Raw genomic sequence first — 20,450 nt, forward strand, 5'->3', positions numbered from 1 at the left:
AAATCATTTACTTTTGATTGAGCTTTTGTAGGAATTTATCGGACTCTGCAATCGCTTCGTTCATTTGTTTGATCGCAAACTGAATGTCTTTCTCTAAGCTAGAGAACTCACCTTGCAAAGAACCAATCGCACTGGCGTTAAGGTTGTGTTTTAAGTACAACGTGTTGTCACGTAGCGTATCCAGTACCGGTGTCATCTTTTTCTCTGCACGCTTCATAGCGCTAAGCATGGTTTTGTACGAGGCTTTGGTTTCACGTAGTTTTTGCTCGCTTGAACGACGCAGTTTCGCACTCGAGTACAGCTCTAGCTCATCTTGCCACTCATCAAACAGTGCGCCGGATACGTCTTCAATCGCAGCAATACGGTCACGTACGTCTTGAGCCGCTTTTTCGCTATCTTCGTATTTGTCATTGATGTTGTTGTAGACATTTTCTAGCTCACCACCATCAAAGTTGGTGATCGCAGACAAGGCTTCAAGTGCACTGGTGAATTCTTCTTGTGCATCTTGTTGAGATTCTTTGGCATCTTCGACGCGGTCGACCATAATATCTCGTTTATGATACCCAACCTGCTCCATTGCTGAGTAATAAGCAGATTGACACCCTGTTAAAGTGAAAATTGATAGTACAATTGCTAATAAATAAGGCATTCTTATGTCCTCGGCGCTAATTATGGGATGAACTATGAACCAGTTATCAGAGAGTTACAAGGCGAGATTAATCAATCTACTGCCAAGTTGCGTCGCGTTTTTTAAGTATCTTCTTAAGCGATTAACGCATGATCGTGTGAATGTGAACGCGGGCTATCTTGCCTACATTACCTTGTTATCCATCGTGCCAATGCTGACGGTATTGTTATCAATATTGTCGAAATTTCCCGTTTTTGCGAACGTTGGTGAGGTGCTGCAAGGCTACATTATTGAGAATTTTGTGCCAGCTTCTGGAGAAGCTGTACATACGGCATTACAGGAATTTGTGGCGAATACGGGCAAAATGAGCGCGGTTGGCGGTGGGTTTTTATTCATCGCAGCGGTCATGCTGATTTCCAACATTGATAAGAACTTAAACTACATTTGGCGAGTTAAAGACAAGCGCCGTTTAGTCTTTTCATTCTCTATGTATTGGATGGTACTCACGTTAGGGCCGATCATGGTCGGTGCGAGTATTGCGGCGACGTCGTACGTGACTTCGCTGCAAATTTTAGAGAACGAGACATTATCTGGTGCGTTTAATTTATTTCTGCGTTGGCTACCGTTGTTGCTGTCCTTTTTTGCTTTTCTTGGCTTGTATATTCTAGTGCCGAATAAAAAAGTACACCTCGCTCATGGTGCCATGGGGGCAGCAGTCGCCGCGATACTGTTCGAGTTGAGTAAAAAAGGCTTTGCGCTTTACATCACTCAGTTTCCGTCTTATCAGCTCATCTACGGCGCGTTAGCGGCGATTCCTATCTTATTTGTTTGGGTGTATTTATGCTGGATGATCGTGTTATTGGGGGCGGAAGTTACGGCTGCGCTTGGTGAGCGAGAGCACTGGAGTGAAGATTTAGACATGATACACTCGACCGCTGAATCTCAGTTAACAGATGAAGGAAGCGAGAGTAGTGATAGCGCTAATTCAACGAGTCAGTGAAGCAGCCGTCCGCGTGGATGGTGAAGTCGTAGGAGAAATTGATCGTGGTCTGCTGGTCTTATTGGGCGTAGAGAAGGACGACGATGAAGCTAAAGCAAAGCGTTTAATGGAGCGTGTTACAACCTACCGTGTGTTCGAAGATGACGAAGGCAAGATGAACCTGAACGTTAAACAGGTGGAAGGTAAAGTGCTGGTGGTTTCTCAATTTACGCTGCCTGCGGATACAAAAAAAGGCACGCGAGCTGGCTTTTCTCGCGGTGCGCATCCTGTTGATGCAGAGCGTTTGTATGATTACTTTTCTGACTTGTGTGAAGAAGTCTTACCCACACAGCGTGGCCGCTTCGCTGCCGATATGAAAGTGTCCTTGGTGAATGACGGTCCTGTGACGTTTTGGTTGCAGGTCTAATCTGGTAACACAGGCGCCATAGTCTAAGCTTTAACTCCAAGCTCATGGAATTGGCTTGGAGTAATTTTTCCGACACTGATTAGTGTTGTGCTTTCAAAGGATTGATATGTTCAAACTCATTACTCCCAAAACCGATAATCAGATAAACAAGTATTATCAGTTTCGCTGGCAACTGCTTCGTGAGCCATGGCGTATGCCGATCGGCTCAGAGCGCGATGAATACGACGAAATGAGTCATCACCGCATGATTGTTGATGGTCGAGGTCGTCCTATGGCGATTGGCCGTTTATACATTACGCCAGACAATGATGGCCAGATCCGCTATATGGCGGTTAAAAATAATCGCCGTAGCAAAGGGATGGGTTCGCTGGTTTTGGTTGCACTAGAGTCGTTAGCACGCCAGGAAGGAGCGAAACGCTTGGTGTGTAATGCCCGTGAAGATGCCATCGCCTTTTATGAAAAAAATGGCTTTGAGCGTCGAGGTGAGCTGACCGATGAGCGTGGCCCTGTGCGCCATCAGCAAATGGTGAAGCAACTGGATCCGATGGCCAATGTGTTACGTCGCCCTGAATGGTGTACTGAGCTTCAACAGCGCTGGGAGCAACAAATCCCAATTAGCGACAAAATGGGGATCAAGATTAACCAGTACACGGGTTACCAGTTTGAATGCTGTGCGCAGCTTAATCCTAACCTTAATCCGCATAACACCATGTTCGCTGGGTCAGCTTTTACCTTAGCAACCCTGACAGGGTGGGGGATGACGTGGCTGCTGCTTAAAGAGCGTGGGCTGCACGGTGATATTGTGTTGGCCGACAGCTCGATTCGCTATCGTCAACCAGTCGAACAAAACCCCGTGGCGAGTACTTCGTTGGATGGGATCAGTGGTGACCTAGACCGATTGGAGTCGGGACGCAAAGCACGCATCGTTATTCACGTAGTGATTTATAGTGGTGACACGCCAGCTGTTGATTTTGTCGGTACCTATATGCTGATACCGAACTACTCGCAGTTACTCAGTTGCTGATGGGGTAAGCGCCGACTGATCTGCTGGGCGCTTATCTGTTTCACCTTCTTGCTCTGTCGGTGAGAGGGTTTGTTCTGCTGCGGAATTCGTGTCGGGTACTTCATCTTCTTCGATAACTTCTTCGTAAAGCTCTTCCTCTTGAGTCTCCAAATTGATGTTATCAATTACGATTGGCTGCTCGATGGAAGGTTCATTTTTCTGTGGAGTCTCAATATCAGTAGGCTCGGCCAGTTTTGATGCGTTCACGCACTCATTACGGTGGGTTTCGCCACTTAGTAGATCGCCTTCAATGTTTCCGCACGACTCTTCCAATTGATAAGTAATGCCACTTAGCGGGTTGTTGGCCATATCAAATGTTCCCCAAACCTTACCACTTATGGCTTTTCCTGAGATGGTGACCGGCTTTATGGCAACTTCCCCTCGTTGCGCGCTTAAACGCAGTGGACTTAAGGTAATGGCTTTGAGCGAATGATCCGCTTGGGACTTCAAGCGGGTATCTCGGAGATTGGCTTCCACTTCACCCGATAAGCTGTAGGCCAGCATGTTGCGATCACCTGATAACCCTTGTAGATCGAGGCTGAGATCGGAAAAACCATCAATAGCCAGTGTGTCGGGTAAAAAATAATCGTGGAAGAGCGATAAGGGAATACCATCAGCATTGACGTTGAGCGCCCAAGGTTGGCTCGGGGTACTCAAATCTATTTGTCCGGTGCCTTCTAAGTAGCCTTGCTCGAGTGGCGCAAAAAGGCGAGTCAATTGCCAAAAGCCATCTTTGCTTTGCATGGCAAATGCTGCGTGAGACGTGAGTATTTGGTCATAGCTGGCGTTGACAACGCTGACTTCCAATTCGCCTTGCCAAAGGCCCCAACGTTGAGCAGACTGTTTAATATCAAGCTGTTGCCCTTCGATATTTAAACCGGAAAGTTGCCAATAAGGTTCGTGAGATAGCTGGATAATTTGGCTGCGCTCAATGTCGAGTCGTTCGATTGCAACATGCTCTAACTCGCTGGTGGCGGCGTGCCACCAATTTAGGTTGTCTTCTGGCTGTGTTGCCCACTTGAGGCCTTGAATAGAGGCTTCTTTGAGCTTCCATTGTGTTGGCGTGAACAATCCAGAAACTTGCACTCGACCTTGCTGCCAATCTAAGCTGAGCTCGTTGAGCTGGATTACTCCTGGCTCGATAGCGGCACTCAAACGTGGCTCTATTGCGGTTTGCTGCTGGAATCGAACGCTATCCGCCTGCAATGACACTTGAGCTTTTGTCTTCCAGAGAGACAGTGGCAGTGTGGCGTTTTCCACAGAAAGATCCAAGTTCTGCCAGTGCCAGTCGCCCCATTCAATATCGGCGTTAAGCAAATCTAAGCTATTAATATGATTAATGTTAAATGGTAGATCGTGCCAAGGTTTTGCAAGCAGTGATTGGCGCTGCGTATTACTCAGTTTCAGCTTGTTGATGGTCACATTTACTAAAGACCAACCTTGAGGATACTGCTCCCCTTGCCCAGATATTTGACTGTTACGCCAGTTAAAAGAGGTGCCATAAAGCGTACTGTCTTGCGGTTTGTAGTCTATATCGACTAAAACTTGATTAAAGGCTTCGCCATTCCAATAGAGTTGGTCGGCCGCAAGTTGAACTTCGCCATATGGTATTAATTGATCACTCCATTGTGGTGATTGAATTTGAAGATCAATGCCATTGGCAGAGAAATGCTCGTCGGCGTAATCAATATTTTTGAGCGCGATTTGATGGAATAATACGTTCTCTAAAGCTGGGAGCTTTGGTGCGCCATACTGCAAGCTCATACCATCAATCAATAAACTATCAACGATCCATTTACCATCGCGATAAACATCGGGATTCATCCATAAATCGACTTGCTCGATGTAAGACGCATCGTCTCCGCTGGTGTTCACGCGTTGTAAAGTTAGGTGATAGGGAAAGTCATAACGCACGCTTCCGGCCCGGAAGGGAAGAGAAAAGGTGTTTGACAGCAAGCGCCAGGTTGCGTCCGCGTAAGATGTTGTTAGCAGCGCAATCGTAGCGGCTGGAATGGCAACTAAGATAACCAGTAACAGAAGTAGAACTCGACGCGCTGTTTTCATCTTTGCTAGAACCTACGTGTGTTATGAAATAAAACTAGATAGGCTTTAGCTTGTATCAATATTCTGTGGTATTCAATAAAAAGCCCCTCAAAAGAGGGGCTTGAAGCAATTTTTGTAACTTGGCCTACGTAAAGGTGATAAGTTAATGCCAACTTTTCACTGCGTTTACGCGACGTCGCTGTTACTCGATTTAATCAATCTGAGGACCAGCCGCAACCAGAGATTTACCTTCAGCGTTGTCTGTGTACTTATCAAAGTTATTGATAAAGCGCGCTGCTAAATCTTTCGCTTTGCTTTCCCACTGAAGTGGGTCAACGTACGTGTCGCGAGGGTCTAGAATGCTAGGATCCACACCTGGTAGTGACGTTGGTACTTCAAGGTTGAAGATTGGAATGTGCTTAGTTGGTGCTTCTTCAATCGAACCATCAAGAATGGCATCAATAATTCCGCGTGTATCTTGAATAGAGATACGTTTGCCAGTGCCGTTCCAACCAGTATTCACTAGGTAAGCCTCAGCGCCCGCTGCTTCCATGCGTTTTACCAGTACTTCCGCGTATTTTGTTGGGTGGAGCGTTAGGAACGCCGCGCCGAAACAAGCAGAGAAAGTTGGTGTTGGCTCAGTAATACCGCGCTCTGTTCCCGCTAGTTTGGCGGTAAAGCCTGATAGGAAGTGGTACTTAGTTTGCTCAGGTGTCAATTTAGATACTGGAGGCAGTACGCCAAATGCATCGGCTGATAGGAAGATTACTTTATTCGCGTGACCGCCTTTTGATACTGGCTTAACGATATTATCGATATGGTAGATAGGGTAAGAAACACGTGTGTTTTCTGTTTTCGAACCATCATCAAAATCGATAGATCCATCGCCACGTACTGTTACGTTTTCTAGCAGTGCATCACGACGAATTGCGTTGTAGATGTCCGGCTCCGCTTCTTTAGAAAGTTTGATGGTTTTTGCGTAACAACCACCTTCGAAGTTGAAGACACCGTCATCATCCCAGCCGTGCTCATCATCACCAATTAGCGCACGTTTAGGATCAGTCGACAGGGTCGTTTTACCCGTACCAGATAGACCGAAGAATACCGCTACATCGCCATCTTTGCCCATGTTAGCGCTACAGTGCATTGATGCGATGTCTTTTAGTGGAAGGAAGTAGTTCATCATCGCGAACATACCTTTCTTCATTTCACCACCGTACCAAGTACCACCGATAAGTTGCATGCGCTCAGTTAGGTTAAATACGGTGAAGTTTTCTGAGTTCAGGCCTTGCTCTTCCCATTTTGGATTAGTGCATTTTGCGCCATTCATTACTACGAAGTCTGGTTCAAATGTCGCTAACTCTTCTTCCGTCGGGCGAATAAACATGTTTTTAACGAAGTGCGCTTGCCATGCGACTTCTGTGATAACACGAATGCTCAAACGTGTATCTGGGTTTGCACCACAGTAACCGTCAACAACAAACAAGCGTTTGTTAGAAAGCTGGTTTGTGACCAGTTCTTTTAGCTCGTCCCACACTTCAGGAGTGATTGGCTTGTTATCATTTTTCACTTGATCAGACGTCCACCACATATGTTCTTCTGTCGTAGCGTCTTTGACGATGTATTTATCTTTTGGTGAGCGACCAGTAAAGATGCCAGTGTCAACGGCAACCGCACCTAGTTCAGTAACCACGCCGCGCTCATAACCGGTTAGGTCTTCACGCGTTTCTTCCTCAAACAACATTTCGTAGCTTGGGTTGCGAATAACCTCTTTTACGTTATGCAGTCCGTGCTTGGTTAGATCAAGTGTTGCAGCCTTAGTATGTTCCATAACGGTCATAGGTGCTCCTTATAAGGATTTTGTAGGGATTTTGTAAGAATGTTTTAATTTTAATCTGCTCACCATGCTAGCAACGGGGCGGGGAGAAAACAGGGAGATAGCTCAAAATTTACCCATGATTTCAATAAGGTTTTAGGTAACCCGTCACATATTGGTGGGAATAGTCTATCGTGCACGCAATCCTTTGCGCTAGGGCAAAATCATTATTAATTGTTTAAAATTAAGCAGTTGTTTTATTACGCTTGAGGCTAGTTATTACGAGGGGTTGATCACAAAAAGGCCAGCATTAAGCTGGCCTTTTGTAGGGTAAATTACGTGCTTGATAAGCTATGTAAATTAATGCAGGGTTTTCTTGTCTGTAGAAGCTTGTGCATACAGTTCAGTGACTTCAGATTCGTCGAACGTATAAGTTGTGCCACAGTAATCACAATGTAAAGAAACTGATCCAACTTCTGCCAAAATGTCATAAATTTCAGCTTTCTCAACGGTGATGATTGCGGCACCGCTACGCTCACGAGAACAGCCACAATGGAACTCGACAGGTTGCGGCTCGTACAGACGTACTTTGTCTTGGTTATATAGTCGATACAATAACTCGTTCGCTTCTAAACCAAACAATTCTTCATCTTTTACTGTGTCAGTGAGCTGCTCTAGATGTTCGAAATCATCTGGAGAGCCAGTGCCGTCAGGGATCACTTGAATCAACATACCTGCTGCGTGTGCTTTGCCTTCATGCTCACCAGTGCGGATCCATAGGCGCGTTTTTAACTGCTCTGAGTTTGCAAAGTAGCCTTCTAGCACTTCTGCTAAAGTGTCACCTTCTAGTCCAACGACGCCTTGGTAACGCTCGCCGTTTTTCGGTTCAATGGTGATCACAAGGTAGCCCTTACCCATTAGATCGTGAATATTTGCGTCATCGGCAACATCGCCTTCCCAGCGAGCTACGCCACGAACACGTTGGTTATGGTCACCGTTGATAACGGCAAGAGACACAGGACCGTCGCCTTGTAGCTGGATGGTGATCGAACCTTCGAACTTAAGAGTGGCAGTTAAAAGAGTAGTTGAAACGAGTAGCTCACCCAGCAGTTTCTCTATTGCTGCCGGATATTCCTTGCTGGAGATAACACGTTGGTACGCTTCATCCAATTGTACCAACTCGCCACGTACTGAAAGATCTTCGAATAGGTAGCGGTTTAAAACATTATTTGCCATGGAGTGCTTTCCTCGTTGGTAATTCCGGCTTTTATTGGTGTTTGAACTTAATGATGTCTCTGCGCTGCTTTTTATCTGGGCGGCGTTCCGGACTTGGGTTGTGGGCATTAAGCTTACGTTGAGTCGCGTGTTCCTCACGTTTTGCGATACTCTCATTGGTTTCGCGATATAAGGTTTGTGCGATGGGAGCGCCTCGGCGTTGATCTGAGATTTGTTCGATGATCACGATTTTTTCTTCGTTGCCTTGACGAAGTCTGACTTCAGCGCCCACTTCAACGATTTTACTCGGCTTGCTTCGTTGGCCATTATAGTGGACTTTACCGCCATCTACCATGTTACGCGCGATGGAGCGGGTTTTGTAAAATCTTGCGGCCCATAGCCATTTATCTAGCCTAACGGCTTCATTTAGGGAACTCATAGAACACTACGCTATCTAATCACTGCCCGAATACGGCAATGAGTGATGGATTATTCACCTACAGATGGAGTCAAGGCGTATTTTTTTCAAGGGAGTTGGCAAAAACTGCATAAGAAAAAGGTATGAAAGACAACTTGTGATATAGTTCACTGCTCTTTGTTGAGTAATAATTTTATTGCAAATTTAGCAATTTAAAGTCGATAGCTATCGTTATAGCTTAAATGACGGACGTTAGAATAAAGGAATCCATTCAGTGAAACGTTTAGAGCTAAGTGCAGGATTATCAAGCAGACCGCTACTGGCTCAGATCAAGTCCAATCATTATACCATTCAAGCCAAACTTAGCTTGTTGCTTACCTGTCTGTTTATTGCGATAACCGGATGGATACTTGGCAAAATTGTGTGGTTAGCCATACCTCAATCGTCGGAAGTGCCGCAATGGCGTCCATCGGCGAGTAGCGTTGCTGCGAGCAATAAAGGCGACGCGATAGATTTTAATGCCCTTCAGAATGCCAACCTATTCGGTAAATACACTGAGCAAAAAGCGGCGGTTGTAGAACAGCCTATTGTTAAAGACGCCCCTAAGACGCGCCTTAACCTTACGCTGGTCGGTGCGGTTGCAAGTAGTGATGCCAACACCAGCCTTGCTGTTATTGCTAACCGAGGTAAGCAAGCTACGTACGGTTTGGGTGAAGAAATCGAAGGGACACGTGCGACACTAAAAGCGGTATTGGTGGATCGCGTCATCATTGATAACCAAGGTCGAGACGAGACCTTAATGATGGAAGGTATAGAATATAAGAAGCTATCTGAATCGCCGCAGGTAGCCAGGGCGCAAGCTCAGCGAGCAGAAGCAGCGACGTCTGACGTTGGAGAGAAATTAGAGCAAATCCGCGAGGAAATTGCGAAAGATCCACAAAGCGTTTTTAAATACATCACCATTTCACCCGTCAAAAAAGACGGAGACATTGTTGGTTATCGAGTATCACCTGGTCGTGATGCCGCATTATTTAATGATGTAGGGCTACAACCTGGCGATATTGCGGTTCAACTGAACGGGATCGATTTAAGTGACCCGTCTTCTTCAGTACAACTGATGCAAGTGATGAGCGATCCGCAAGAATTAAATTTAACTGTTGAGCGAGACGGCCAACAGTACGATATCTATATCCAATTGTAAGACTTAGGCAACCGGCGTAAGTTCAGGGAGACATACGTGAAACATTGGTTCAGCAAAAGTGCTTGGCTACTAGCAGGAAGTTTACTCTGCGTACCAGGTGCAATGGCAAACGAATTTAGTGCGAGCTTTAAAGGCACTGATATTCAAGAATTCATCAACATAGTGGGTCGTAACCTCGAAAAGACCATCATTGTTGATCCTTCAGTACGCGGTAAAATCGATGTCCGCAGCTATGACGTTCTTAACGAAGAGCAATACTACAGCTTTTTCCTTAATGTCCTTGAAGTATACGGTTACGCAGTCGTAGAAATGGACAATGGGGTACTTAAGGTTATCAAAGCAAAAGACTCAAAAACCTCAGCAATCCCTGTGTTAGGTGATGGCAGCGCGCAAGGCGATAGTGTTATCACTCGAGTTGTCGCGGTGCGTAATGTGTCGGTTCGAGAGTTGTCTCCTCTACTTCGTCAGCTGATTGATAACGCCGGTGCCGGTAACGTGGTTCATTATGATCCAGCGAATATTATCTTGATCACTGGTCGTGCGGCAGTAGTGAATCGCTTAGCAGAGATCATCAAGCGTGTTGACCAAGCCGGTGATAAAGAAATTGAATTGGTGGAGCTGCGTAATGCATCTGCTGCTGAAATGGTACGCATTGTCGAAGCACTGAATAAAAGTGCGAATCAGAAAAGCACGCCAGAGTTCCTTGAACCTAAAATTGTGGCCGATGAACGTACTAACGCGATTTTAATTTCTGGTGATCCAAAAGTAAGAGCCCGCTTGAAACGTTTAATTCGTCAACTTGATGTTGAAATGGCGACAAAAGGTAACAACCGAGTCGTGTACCTGAAAAATGCGAAAGCTGAAGACTTGGTGGATGTATTGAAAGGTGTTTCCGATAACCTGCAAGCTGAAAAGCAAGCCGGTCAGAAAACATCAGGTGCATCGCGTGGTGAGGTCGTCATTGCTGCTCACGCTGCAACTAACTCGTTAGTTTTAACAGCGCCACCAGATATTATGATGGCATTACAAGACGTCATTTCTCAACTCGATATTCGTCGTGCTCAGGTTCTTATTGAAGCGTTAATTGTCGAAATGTCTGAAGGTGATGGTATTAACCTAGGTGTTCAGTGGGGTTCATTAGAAACGGGTGCTGTAATTCAGTACGGTAACTCAGGAGCCCCGATTGGTCAGGTGATGGTTGGTCTAGAAGAAGCAAAAGATCAAACCCGAACTGAATACTATACCAACTCTAATGGCGAACGAACGCCATATGATGTTACTGAATCAGGTGACTACTCTACGCTAGCGTCAGCACTTAGCGGAGTAAATGGTGCGGCAATGAGTATTGTCATGGGTGACTGGACAGCGCTAATTAGTGCTGTTGCTTCTGACTCCAACTCAAACATTCTATCTTCGCCGAGTATTACCGTAATGGATAATGGCGAAGCATCATTTATTGTGGGTGAAGAGGTTCCGGTTATTACGGGCTCTACGGCTGGCTCAAACAACGACAATCCATTCCAAACGGTTGACCGTAAAGAAGTCGGTATCAAACTCAAAGTAGTGCCACAAATTAACGAAGGTGACTCTGTACAGTTAAACATTGAACAAGAAGTTTCCAACGTATTAGGCGCAAACGGTGCGGTTGACGTTCGCTTTGCTAAACGACAGTTAAACACCTCTGTCATGATCCAAGATGGTCAGATGTTGGTTCTTGGTGGTTTGGTCGATGAACGCGCACTTGAAAGTGAGTCCAAAGTGCCGCTATTGGGTGACATTCCGGTACTTGGCCATCTGTTCAAGTCAACTAGCACGCAAACAGAAAAACGTAACTTGATGGTGTTCATCAAGCCGACGATTATTCGCGATGGTGTGACGGCCGACGGTATTACGCAGCGTAAATACAACTTTATTCGCGCAGAACAGCTTTACAAAGCGGATCAAGGGTTGAAGTTGATGGCTGACGAGAAGATCCCGGTTATGCCTGCCTTTGGCCAGGAGCGTCAGCACCCAACAGAGATTCAAGCGTTTATTGATCAAATGGAAAACAACTAATGGTTGATATGTTAGACACAGCGCCAAGTATGCGTCGTCTGCCATTCAGTTTTGCCAACCGCTTTAAACTGGTGCTGGAGACAGAGCATCCTGAGCGTCCACCTATTCTTTACTATGTCGAGCCGCTTAACCCTGCGGCTCTGGTTGAAGTCCGTCGTGTATTAAAGAAAAGCTTCGTACCACAACCTATCGATAAAGAAGCCTTTGATAAAAAGCTGACCGAAGCATATCAACGTGACTCGTCTGAAGCGCGTCAGTTGATGGAAGATATTGGTGCTGATAGCGATGATTTCTTCTCTTTGGCTGAAGAACTGCCGCACGATGAAGACTTATTAGAATCGGAAGACGATGCGCCAATCATCAAATTGATCAACGCCATGTTGGGCGAAGCGATCAAAGAAGGTGCGTCGGATATTCATATTGAGACGTTCGAGAAAACCCTTTCGATTCGTTTCCGTGTCGATGGCGTATTGCGTGAAGTCCTGACTCCAAGCCGTAAGCTAGCGCCTTTGCTAGTTTCTCGTGTGAAGGTTATGGCTAAACTAGATATCGCAGAAAAGCGTGTGCCTCAAGATGGCCGTATTTCGTTGCGTATCGGTGGTCGTGCGGTGGACGTGCGTGTATCTACGATGCCGTCCTCACATGGTGAGCGCGTGGTAATGCGTTTGTTGGATAAAAACGCGACTCGTCTTGATTTACATAGTTTGGGCATGACACCTTCAGTGCATGACAACTTCCGTCACTTGATTGGCCGCCCTCACGGTATCATCTTGGTGACGGGCCCGACAGGTTCTGGTAAATCAACCACCTTGTATGCTGGCTTGCAAGAGATCAATAGCAACGAGCGCAACATTCTAACGGTTGAAGACCCGATCGAATTTGATATTGATGGCATCGGTCAAACTCAGGTGAACCCAAAGGTCGATATGACGTTTGCGCGCGGCTTGCGTGCCATTCTGCGTCAGGACCCGGATGTGGTGATGGTCGGTGAGATCCGTGACTTAGAAACCGCACAAATTGCAGTGCAAGCGTCCTTAACGGGTCACTTGGTAATGTCTACTCTCCACACCAACACCGCAGTGGGTGCGATTACGCGTCTACGTGATATGGGTATTGAGCCATTCCTTATTTCTTCTTCGTTATTAGGGGTGCTAGCGCAGCGCTTAGTTCGAACGCTTTGTCCAAGCTGTAAAGAGCCGTATGAAGCCGATGCGGAACAGAAAAAACTGTTTGGTATGGAAGCGCATGAACCGTTAGAACTGCACCGAGCAAAAGGCTGTGAAGCGTGTAACCAAAAAGGCTACCGAGGTCGAACAGGTATCCACGAGCTCATTATGGTTGATGAGCAAGTGCAAGAGTTGATTCATCGAGAGTCTGGTGAACAAGAAATTGAGAGAGCCGTTCGCGCCCATACGCCAAGTATTCGCAGTGATGGTTTAAGCAAAGTACGTCGTGGTATTACGTCACTTGAAGAAGTGATGCGAGTGACGAAGGAAACCTAATGGCGGCATTTGAGTACAAAGCGCTAGATGCAAAAGGCAAGCATAAAAAAGGCACGATAGAAGGGGACAACGCCCGACAAGTGCGCCAGCGACTCAAAGAGCAAGGGATGATCCCGATTGAAGTGGTCGAGACGAAAGCTAAATCGGCTAAGTCTTCAGGTTCAGTCAGCTTTAAGCGCGGCATCTCGACATCTGAGCTGGCACTCATCACACGGCAATTGTCTACGCTAGTCCAATCAGGAATGCCTTTGGAAGAGTGTTTGCGTGCGGTCTCTGAGCAGGCTGAAAAGCCGAGGATTCGTTCTATGTTGGCTGCGGTTCGCTCGAAAGTAACAGAGGGTTATCCGCTTGCCGACAGTTTTGCCGATTACCCACACGTGTTTGATGAACTGTACCGCTCCATGGTTGCGGCGGGTGAAAAATCAGGTCACCTCGATACCGTATTAGAGCGTTTGGCAGACTATGTCGAAAACCGCCAAAAGATGCGAGCTAAATTGCTTCAAGCCATGATTTATCCTGTAGTTTTGGTGGTATTCGCGGTTGTCATCGTTTCGTTCTTATTGGCGACAGTGGTTCCTAAAATCATTGAACCCATCATTCAGATGGGCCAAGAGTTACCTCAATCGACGCAATTTTTACTGGCAGCCAGTGAGTTTGTGCAAGATTGGGGGCTGATTATTTTCGTTGTGCTGGTGGTGCTTTTCTATGGCCTCAAACTGGCGTTGCAAAAGCCAGACTTTCGCTTAGCTTGGGACAGAAAAATCTTGAGCTTACCGCTAATAGGTAAGATCTCTCGAGGTTTGAATACCGCACGATTCGCACGAACGCTTTCGATCTGTACTTCCAGTGCGATTCCAATTCTAGAGGGTATGCGCGTTGCGGTAGATGTTATGTCTAACCGTTATGTGAAGCAGCAAGTGTTGCTTGCAGCGGATAACGTTCGAGAGGGCGCTAGTCTGCGTAAGGCGTTGGACCAAACCCGCTTGTTTCCACCAATGATGCTACACATGATCGCCAGTGGTGAGCAAAGTGGTGAATTAGAGAGCATGTTGACGCGGGCAGCCGATAACCAAGATCAAAACTTTGAATCAACAGTCAATATTGCTCTGGGTGTGTTTACTCCTGCGCTGATTGCATTAATGGCTGGATTAGTGTTGTTCATTGTGATGGCGACCTTGATGCCAATGTTAGAAATGAATAACTTGATGAGCGGATAATTTCGAATTAAGACGTGTCTACTAACGGCATGGCTTTAATCTAACTTTCGGAGAAAAAAATGAAGTTTAAGCGTAGTAAACAACAGGGTTTTACACTTTTAGAAGTGATGGTTGTTGTGGTTATCCTAGGTATTTTGGCAAGTTTTGTTGTTCCAAACCTATTGGGTAACAAAGAGAAGGCTGACCAACAAAAAGCGATTACGGACATTGTCGCGTTGGAAAATGCCTTAGATATGTACAAGTTGGATAACAGCGTTTACCCAACAACGGACCAAGGTCTAGAAGCATTGGTTAGTAAGCCATCTAACCCAGAGCCACGCAACTACCGTGATGGTGGTTACATCAAACGTCTTCCTAATGACCCTTGGGGCAACCAGTACCAATACTTAAGCCCAGGTGATAACGGTACAATCGATATCTTCACTCTAGGCGCAGATGGCCAAGAGGGTGGAGAAGGTCCAGCTGCAGATATTGGCAACTGGAACATGCAAGACTTCCAATAATTGAGCCTAAGCCAGCACTAATGAAACAAATGCGAAAACATAACGGTTTTACATTGATAGAAATTCTATTGGTGCTGGTTTTGCTATCTCTTACGGCTGTGGCCGTGATCTCGACGTTACCGACTAGCCAAAAAGATCTTTCCAAACAGTATGCTCAAAGCTTTTTTCAGCGTTTACAGCTGCTCAATGAAGAAGCGGTGCTGAGCGGTAAAGATTTTGGCGTTCGAGTGGATGATGCCAAATCGACCTACGCTCTACTGAGTTTAACCTCAGAAGGTTGGCAGCCTCTGAAATTAAAGCAGATTCCGAGCAAAACCAAGCTAGAAGAAGATATTACGCTACAACTCGAGCTCGGAGGTGGTGCTTGGGATAATGATGAGCGCTTATTCAAACCAGGTTCTCTTTTTGATGAAGACATGTTCGCAGAAGAAGAGGACGAAAAGAAAATTGAGCCACCGCAAGTGTTTATCTTTTCCAGCGCCGAAGTCACGCCATTTACCCTGTCTTTTTTTCCGCAAAATGGTGATGCCTTTAATGACGGTTGGCGAGTCATTGGCAAAGAAAGTGGACAAATTTTGTTATTAGCTCCGGGCGAAGAAGTGAAAGAGGATGAGAATGCGCAATTTTAAGCAAGCTCGCCCAAATTTGAGTCATCGCCGGACGAGAGGCATGACCTTACTGGAAGTATTGGTCGCACTGGCAATTTTCGCTACCGCTGCCATCAGTGTCATTCGCTCTGTGAGCCAGCATATTAATACAATCAGTTATCTAGAAGAAAAAATGTTTGCAGCCATGGTTGTGGATAATCAGATGGCAAATGTGATGTTGAATACCGGAGAACTCAAAGCGAAAAACGGCACAGAAGAGCTGGCAGGACGCACTTGGTTCTGGAAAGTCACGCCAGTCGCCACGACGCAGCCATTGCTGAAAGCATTTGATGTGAGCGTCTCGGTAGAGAAAAGCGCGAGCCCTGTAGTAACGGTACGAAGCTATGTGGCGCAATAATCATCTCCGCGCAAACACGCGCCAAAGGGTAAAAGGTTTTACACTTATTGAAGTGTTGGTATCGATTGCCATCTTTGCCAGTTTAAGTGTCGCAGCGTACCAAGTGGTATCGCAAGTACAGCGTAGCAATGCGCTATCACAAGAACGAACCCAACGCTTAAACGAAATTCAGCGTGCCATGGTTATGATGGATAACGATTTTCGTCAAATGGCGATGCGTCAAACGCGTACTAATGGTGAAGAGCCTTCTAGCCGGCTAATTTTTTGGTCCGATTACCTGTTGGACTCCGATACCAAAGGACTGATGTTTGCCCGTTTAGGTTGGCACAACCCTCAGCAGCAGTTCCCTCGTGGAGAAGTAACCAAGGTTGGCTATCGCTTAAAAGAAGAAACACTGCAGCGAGTATGGTGGCGCTACCCTGATACGCCGGTTGGGCAACAAGGCACTGTTACTCCATTGCTAACGCAGGTCGAGTCATTTGATATGCGTTTTTATGATGGTAAGCAATGGAAAAAAGAGTGGGCTGAAGAAAAAGCGCTGCCGAAAGCGGTTTCTGTTGTTCTCACTCTCAAAGACTATGGAGAAATTGCCCGCACTTATCTCACTCCTGATGGCACATTGAGTCAGAAAGAGGAAAGTTCAGGAGACAGCAATAATGGTTAACCGTCAGCGCGGTGTTGCTTTGATTATAGTGTTGATGTTGCTGGCGATTATGGCGACGGTTGCCGCCAGCATGTCGGAACGTTTGTTCTTACAGTTTCAGCGAGGCGCTAATCAAATCAATTACCAGCAAGCGTACTGGTACAGCCTTGGCGTCGAGGCGCTAGCAAAAGTGGGTATCGAACAAAGTTATAAAGACACCGACACGATTAATATGAGTCAACCGTGGGCGATAAAAGAGCAAGTCTATCCGTTAGATTATGGTCAAGCGGCGGGACGAATTAGAGACAAGCAAGCGTGCTTTAATCTAAATGTATTGAGTCGTGTGCAACCAACGGGTCAGCAAATTACAAGACCATATTTAGTGAATGTATTGCAGCGCCTATTAGAAGAGTTGGATGTCGAGCCATATCAAGCAGAAATCATTGCAGACTCTACTTGGGAATACATTGATGCTGATGACTCTGTCCGTTCGACTACTGGGGTTGAAGACAGCACATATGAAGCGATGAAGCCTTCCTATTTGGCATCAAATGGTTGGATGGCAGATGCTTCCGAGTTACGGGCTGTCTATCAGGTGAGTGGTGAAGTTTTCCAAAAATTGGAGCCGTTGGTCTGTGCATTACCAAGTGATGACTGGCGTTTAAACGTGAATACGATTGATGTTGAGCAAGCTCCGATTTTGGTGGCAATGTTCTCACCAAACTTAAGCAGTAGTGATGCGATTCAGCTAATTGAAAAACGCCCATTTGATGGGTGGGATAGCATTGATGAATTTTTAGCAGAGTCAGAAATGGCTGGCTTAAGTGAAGATGTAAAGAAAAACGCCAAAGGCTATTTGGGTGTGGATAGCGCCTTTTTTGAATTGGATGCACAAGTGTTGGTGGATGAATCACGTGTACGTATCCGAAGCCTTTTGCAAAGTACAAATAGAGAAACGGTGACCGTAGTTCGCCGTCGTTTTGGAGGGATCAGTGAGCGAGTTTCTGACCGTTCGGCTGAGTAGCGAACAACAAAGTACCATTCCTTGGGTGGTGTGGTCGACAGATCAACAGGAAGTGATTGCTAGCGGTGAAATCGCCGGGTGGGAACACTTAGATGAGTTGGTCTCATATGCTGGTCAGCGCCAAGTTGTGGCGCTGTTGGCGAGTAATGATGTGGTCCTGACGCAAGTGGATATACCACCTGGTGCAACACGCCAATTCGAGGCGATGTTACCGTACTTAGTGGAAGACGAAGTTGCTCAGGACGTTGATGGCCTGCACTTTAGCGTGTTGGGTAAACAAGCGGATAAAGCGCAGATTTGCGCAGTTGAACGTGCTTGGATTCAGACTGTACTGCAACGTTTCTCAAGCCAAGGTATCGCTATTAAACGCATTTTACCCGATGTGCTTGCGTTACCGGTTCGTGGAGAGCACAGCTGTGCTGCAATGATTGGCGAGCAATGGCTAATTCGTCACTCTGCGACAGAGGGCGCGGTTGTCGACGCTTCTTGGTTAGACCTTTACCTCTCTTCTTATCTACAAAATCATGAAGGTTGGAAGCTCGATTGCTATAGCTCGGTCCCGGAATCTGCGTTACCTGAAATATGGGAGCCGCAACCAGAAGAAATGACGATGGCTTTACTGGCGAAGGGGGTGACAGAAAGCAAAGTCAATTTGCTGACTGGGATCTTCAAGCCGAAATCTTCTTGGGGTAAATACTGGAAGCTCTGGCAAAAAGCCACCATTGCTGCGGGGGTGCTTATCGTCGTCATGGTTGCGCAGCAGTTGCTCGTGGTCCACAAGTACGAAGCACAAGCTCAAGCGTATCGTGAGGAGAGTGAGCGTATTTTCCGCCAGGTGTTCCCAAATAAACGACGCATTCCTACCGTTAGTTACCTCAAACGACAAATGGATGATGAAGAGCGCCGCTTATCTGGTGGAAGTGGTCAGCAGGCAATGTTGTCATGGTTGGCGGCATTACCCGCGACGCTTGGTCAGGTCAGCGACTTGGAGATCACTAGCTTTAAATACGACGGACAACGTGGCGAAGTACGTATTCAGGCTCGTAGTTCAGACTTCCAACCTTTTGAGCAGGCTCGTGTGAAATTGGCAGAGAAGTTTAATGTTGAGCAAGGTCAGTTGAACCGTAGCGATAACGTTGTGGTTGGCAGCTTTGTTTTGAAGCGTTTGTGAGGTGATGATGAAAAACTTAATTTCTCAAGCTCAGGTTTGGTGGAGTAGCATCTCGCAGCGTGAGCAGCGTTTGGTCATGGGATGTGGCGCTATTGCCGTTATCGGTATTATTTATTGGGGTTTATTACAGCCAATGAGCCAACGTGCGGAGCTAGCTCAGTCACGTATTCAAAGCGAAAAACAGTTGCTAGCTTGGGTACAAGATAAAGCGGATGGCATCACTGCACTGCGAAAAAGCAGCGGTGTGAGCTACTCTAGTCAACCGTTGAATCAGTTGGTTTCTTCTTCAGCTCGTCGTTATAAAGTTGAGTTGATTCGCGTACAACCTCGTAATGAGAGCGTTCAAGTGTGGATCAAACCACTCGCGTTTAATCAACTAGTGGATTGGTTACGTTACTTGAAAGAGCAACAGGGTATTGAAGTCGAATTTTTAGATATCGACCGAACAGAGCAAGCGGGCATGATCGATGTAAACCGCCTTCAGTTTAAGCGAGGTTAAGGTGAAGCGAGCAGTACTTTACGTTGTTATCTTTATCGTCTTTTTTTCAGTCAGTCTTTTAATGGGATTACCAGTCTCTTGGGTGTTACAACAAGCACCAACAGTGAGAGGCCTGGACATTCAAGTAGCCAACGGTTCGGTATGGCAAGGTCAAGCTGCTAGTATTCGTTGGCAGCGCCAGAACCTTGGAGAAGTTAATTGGGATTTCCAATGGTCGAGTCTACTGACAGGTAAAGCTGAGTTTGCTGTGCGCTTTGGTCGTGGTAGTGAAATGGACGTTCGTGGGCGCGGTTTTGTCGGCTATAGCTTAAGTGATGGCCCTTATGCCAAAAACTTAGTTGCCTCAATTCCGGCGGTAAAAGTTGTTGAGCAAGCGCGCCTCCCTGTGCCTGTTGGTGTTGATGGGCAGCTTGAGCTGAATATTCGTCATGCGACTTATGCTGCGCCTTGGTGTAAGAACGGTGAAGGCACTTTAGTATGGAATGCCAGTGGTATTCAAAGCCCCGTTGGCAGCTTAGATCTCGGTCCTGTGATTGCCGATATAAACTGTCAGGATAGTGTATTGACGGCAACTGGTGAGCAGAGCAGCAAACAAGTCTCTGCGGCGTTTTCCGCTGAACTGATGCCTAATCAACGGTACTCAACCAAAGCGTGGTTCAAACCTGGTGCAGAGTTCCCATCCAGCATGGGGGAGCAACTGAAATGGTTGGGTAAGCCGAATGCTCAAGGTCAATATGAGTTTAATTACCAAGGGCGCTTCTAACCTATCGTGACAAAATCCAATATCTTAAAAGAGCTGCTATTGTGCAGCTCTTTTTGCTTTTGGATCATCGTAAGCTAAAACCTCTATTCGCTGTACATTGGGAATAAATGGAAATTTAAAGCCATGATTTTTAATTGATTTGTTTTCTTTCGTTCAGCTTTACAGGCAATTGGAACATAGTAGGCCAAATACTCCAAGTGCTGTACAGAAGGTCAAAAAGAAAAGGCCACGAAGATATTCGTGGCCTTTCTATTGCTAGAATTTTGTGCTCTAAATTT

At 46.2% G+C, this 20,450-nt stretch carries 20 protein-coding genes; 15 read left to right on the forward strand and 5 right to left on the reverse strand.

Annotation, left to right across the window (positions count from 1 at the left end; translation table 11 throughout):
- Nucleotides 1-7: 7 nt before the first annotated feature.
- Entirely contained in the window at nucleotides 8-649 is a 642-nt protein-coding gene (locus R7190_RS10285) for a DUF2959 domain-containing protein (RefSeq protein ID WP_005382972.1), read from the reverse strand.
- A 34-nt stretch (nucleotides 650-683) separates the two neighbouring features.
- On the opposite strand from R7190_RS10285, the gene R7190_RS10290 reads away from it, so the two are divergent.
- From R7190_RS10290 to R7190_RS10300, 3 genes are all read left to right on the forward strand, one after another.
- Nucleotides 684-1,628 carry a virulence factor BrkB family protein gene (locus R7190_RS10290; protein WP_005379281.1) on the forward strand — a complete coding sequence of 315 codons (945 nt, stop codon included), beginning with the start codon at nucleotides 684-686 and terminating at the stop codon, nucleotides 1,626-1,628.
- On the forward strand, nucleotides 1,600-2,034 hold the full coding sequence (gene dtd / locus R7190_RS10295; protein ID WP_005379282.1) for a D-aminoacyl-tRNA deacylase: 435 nt from the start codon (nucleotides 1,600-1,602) through the stop codon (nucleotides 2,032-2,034). The genes R7190_RS10290 and dtd overlap by 29 nt, the downstream gene beginning before the upstream one ends.
- Before the next feature lie 106 nt (nucleotides 2,035-2,140).
- Nucleotides 2,141-3,058, forward strand: a complete 918-nt coding sequence (locus tag R7190_RS10300) for a bifunctional GNAT family N-acetyltransferase/hotdog fold thioesterase (protein WP_005379283.1) — start codon at nucleotides 2,141-2,143, stop codon at nucleotides 3,056-3,058.
- Here R7190_RS10300 and R7190_RS10305 read toward each other — a convergent pair.
- The 4 genes from R7190_RS10305 to hslR form a co-directional block, all read right to left on the reverse strand.
- Entirely contained in the window at nucleotides 3,044-5,161 is a 2,118-nt protein-coding gene (locus R7190_RS10305) for an AsmA family protein (RefSeq protein WP_318137545.1), read from the reverse strand. The genes R7190_RS10300 and R7190_RS10305 overlap by 15 nt on opposite strands.
- A 190-nt stretch (nucleotides 5,162-5,351) precedes the next feature.
- Nucleotides 5,352-6,980, reverse strand: coding sequence for a phosphoenolpyruvate carboxykinase (ATP) (gene pckA, locus R7190_RS10310; protein WP_005379288.1), 1,629 nt, complete (start codon nucleotides 6,978-6,980; stop codon nucleotides 5,352-5,354).
- A 336-nt stretch (nucleotides 6,981-7,316) separates the two neighbouring features.
- Nucleotides 7,317-8,192, reverse strand: a complete 876-nt coding sequence (gene hslO / locus R7190_RS10315; RefSeq protein WP_005379290.1) for an Hsp33 family molecular chaperone HslO — start codon at nucleotides 8,190-8,192, stop codon at nucleotides 7,317-7,319.
- Between the two features lie 31 nt (nucleotides 8,193-8,223).
- A complete protein-coding gene (gene hslR, locus R7190_RS10320) occupies nucleotides 8,224-8,610 on the reverse strand; it encodes a ribosome-associated heat shock protein Hsp15 (protein WP_005379292.1) in 387 nt (128 codons plus the stop codon).
- Nucleotides 8,611-8,863: 253 nt separating this feature from the next.
- On the opposite strand from hslR, the gene gspC reads away from it, so the two are divergent.
- Genes gspC through R7190_RS10380 form a run of 12 tightly spaced genes read left to right on the forward strand, consistent with a single transcriptional unit; the run spans nucleotide 8,864 to nucleotide 20,172 of the window.
- Nucleotides 8,864-9,790: a type II secretion system protein GspC gene (gene gspC / locus R7190_RS10325; RefSeq protein WP_005379294.1), complete on the forward strand. Its 927-nt coding sequence runs from the start codon at nucleotides 8,864-8,866 to the stop codon at nucleotides 9,788-9,790.
- A gap of 36 nt (nucleotides 9,791-9,826) precedes the next feature.
- Nucleotides 9,827-11,845, forward strand: a complete 2,019-nt coding sequence (gspD, locus tag R7190_RS10330) for a type II secretion system secretin GspD (RefSeq protein ID WP_005379295.1) — start codon at nucleotides 9,827-9,829, stop codon at nucleotides 11,843-11,845.
- Nucleotides 11,845-13,347 (forward strand): type II secretion system ATPase GspE, encoded by a 1,503-nt coding sequence (gene gspE, locus R7190_RS10335; protein WP_005379296.1) that lies wholly within the window; start codon nucleotides 11,845-11,847, stop codon nucleotides 13,345-13,347. Before gspD ends, gspE begins: the two co-directional genes overlap by 1 nt.
- On the forward strand, nucleotides 13,347-14,564 hold the full coding sequence (gene gspF, locus R7190_RS10340; RefSeq protein WP_170890693.1) for a type II secretion system inner membrane protein GspF: 1,218 nt from the start codon (nucleotides 13,347-13,349) through the stop codon (nucleotides 14,562-14,564). Before gspE ends, gspF begins: the two co-directional genes overlap by 1 nt.
- A 59-nt stretch (nucleotides 14,565-14,623) precedes the next feature.
- A complete protein-coding gene (gspG, locus tag R7190_RS10345; protein WP_005379298.1) occupies nucleotides 14,624-15,067 on the forward strand; it encodes a type II secretion system major pseudopilin GspG in 444 nt (147 codons plus the stop codon).
- 29 nt (nucleotides 15,068-15,096) lie between these two features.
- Complete coding sequence (locus R7190_RS10350; RefSeq protein WP_017635010.1) at nucleotides 15,097-15,696, forward strand: prepilin-type N-terminal cleavage/methylation domain-containing protein; 600 nt, start codon at nucleotides 15,097-15,099, stop codon at nucleotides 15,694-15,696.
- Entirely contained in the window at nucleotides 15,683-16,072 is a 390-nt protein-coding gene (gspI, locus tag R7190_RS10355) for a type II secretion system minor pseudopilin GspI (protein WP_017635009.1), read from the forward strand. Before R7190_RS10350 ends, gspI begins: the two co-directional genes overlap by 14 nt.
- Complete coding sequence (gene gspJ, locus R7190_RS10360) at nucleotides 16,059-16,736, forward strand: type II secretion system minor pseudopilin GspJ (RefSeq protein WP_154204915.1); 678 nt, start codon at nucleotides 16,059-16,061, stop codon at nucleotides 16,734-16,736. The genes gspI and gspJ overlap by 14 nt, the downstream gene beginning before the upstream one ends.
- On the forward strand, nucleotides 16,729-17,739 hold the full coding sequence (gene gspK / locus R7190_RS10365) for a type II secretion system minor pseudopilin GspK (protein WP_170890692.1): 1,011 nt from the start codon (nucleotides 16,729-16,731) through the stop codon (nucleotides 17,737-17,739). Before gspJ ends, gspK begins: the two co-directional genes overlap by 8 nt.
- Nucleotides 17,708-18,910 carry a type II secretion system protein GspL gene (gspL, locus tag R7190_RS10370; protein ID WP_005379304.1) on the forward strand — a complete coding sequence of 401 codons (1,203 nt, stop codon included), beginning with the start codon at nucleotides 17,708-17,710 and terminating at the stop codon, nucleotides 18,908-18,910. Before gspK ends, gspL begins: the two co-directional genes overlap by 32 nt.
- A 7-nt stretch (nucleotides 18,911-18,917) precedes the next feature.
- Nucleotides 18,918-19,409: a type II secretion system protein M gene (locus R7190_RS10375; RefSeq protein ID WP_005383002.1), complete on the forward strand. Its 492-nt coding sequence runs from the start codon at nucleotides 18,918-18,920 to the stop codon at nucleotides 19,407-19,409.
- A gap of 1 nt (nucleotide 19,410) precedes the next feature.
- A complete protein-coding gene (locus R7190_RS10380) occupies nucleotides 19,411-20,172 on the forward strand; it encodes a type II secretion system protein N (protein WP_170890691.1) in 762 nt (253 codons plus the stop codon).
- Nucleotides 20,173-20,450: the final 278 nt, after the last annotated feature.

The sequence above is a fragment of the Vibrio sp. 1078-1 genome (assembly GCF_033340475.1).

Coding starts and splice junctions, on each gene's coding strand:
- R7190_RS10285 (WP_005382972.1), bottom strand. CDS start 649: ATGCCTTATTTATTAGCAATTGTACTATCAATTTTCACTTTAACAGGG.
- R7190_RS10290 (WP_005379281.1), top strand. CDS start 684: ATGAACCAGTTATCAGAGAGTTACAAGGCGAGATTAATCAATCTACTG.
- R7190_RS10300 (WP_005379283.1), top strand. CDS start 2,141: ATGTTCAAACTCATTACTCCCAAAACCGATAATCAGATAAACAAGTAT.
- R7190_RS10305 (WP_318137545.1), bottom strand. CDS start 5,161: ATGAAAACAGCGCGTCGAGTTCTACTTCTGTTACTGGTTATCTTAGTT.
- pckA (WP_005379288.1), bottom strand. CDS start 6,980: ATGACCGTTATGGAACATACTAAGGCTGCAACACTTGATCTAACCAAG.
- hslO (WP_005379290.1), bottom strand. CDS start 8,192: ATGGCAAATAATGTTTTAAACCGCTACCTATTCGAAGATCTTTCAGTA.
- hslR (WP_005379292.1), bottom strand. CDS start 8,610: ATGAGTTCCCTAAATGAAGCCGTTAGGCTAGATAAATGGCTATGGGCC.
- gspE (WP_005379296.1), top strand. CDS start 11,845: ATGGTTGATATGTTAGACACAGCGCCAAGTATGCGTCGTCTGCCATTC.
- gspF (WP_170890693.1), top strand. CDS start 13,347: ATGGCGGCATTTGAGTACAAAGCGCTAGATGCAAAAGGCAAGCATAAA.
- gspG (WP_005379298.1), top strand. CDS start 14,624: ATGAAGTTTAAGCGTAGTAAACAACAGGGTTTTACACTTTTAGAAGTG.
- R7190_RS10350 (WP_017635010.1), top strand. CDS start 15,097: ATGCGAAAACATAACGGTTTTACATTGATAGAAATTCTATTGGTGCTG.
- gspI (WP_017635009.1), top strand. CDS start 15,683: ATGCGCAATTTTAAGCAAGCTCGCCCAAATTTGAGTCATCGCCGGACG.
- gspJ (WP_154204915.1), top strand. CDS start 16,059: ATGTGGCGCAATAATCATCTCCGCGCAAACACGCGCCAAAGGGTAAAA.
- gspK (WP_170890692.1), top strand. CDS start 16,729: ATGGTTAACCGTCAGCGCGGTGTTGCTTTGATTATAGTGTTGATGTTG.
- R7190_RS10375 (WP_005383002.1), top strand. CDS start 18,918: ATGAAAAACTTAATTTCTCAAGCTCAGGTTTGGTGGAGTAGCATCTCG.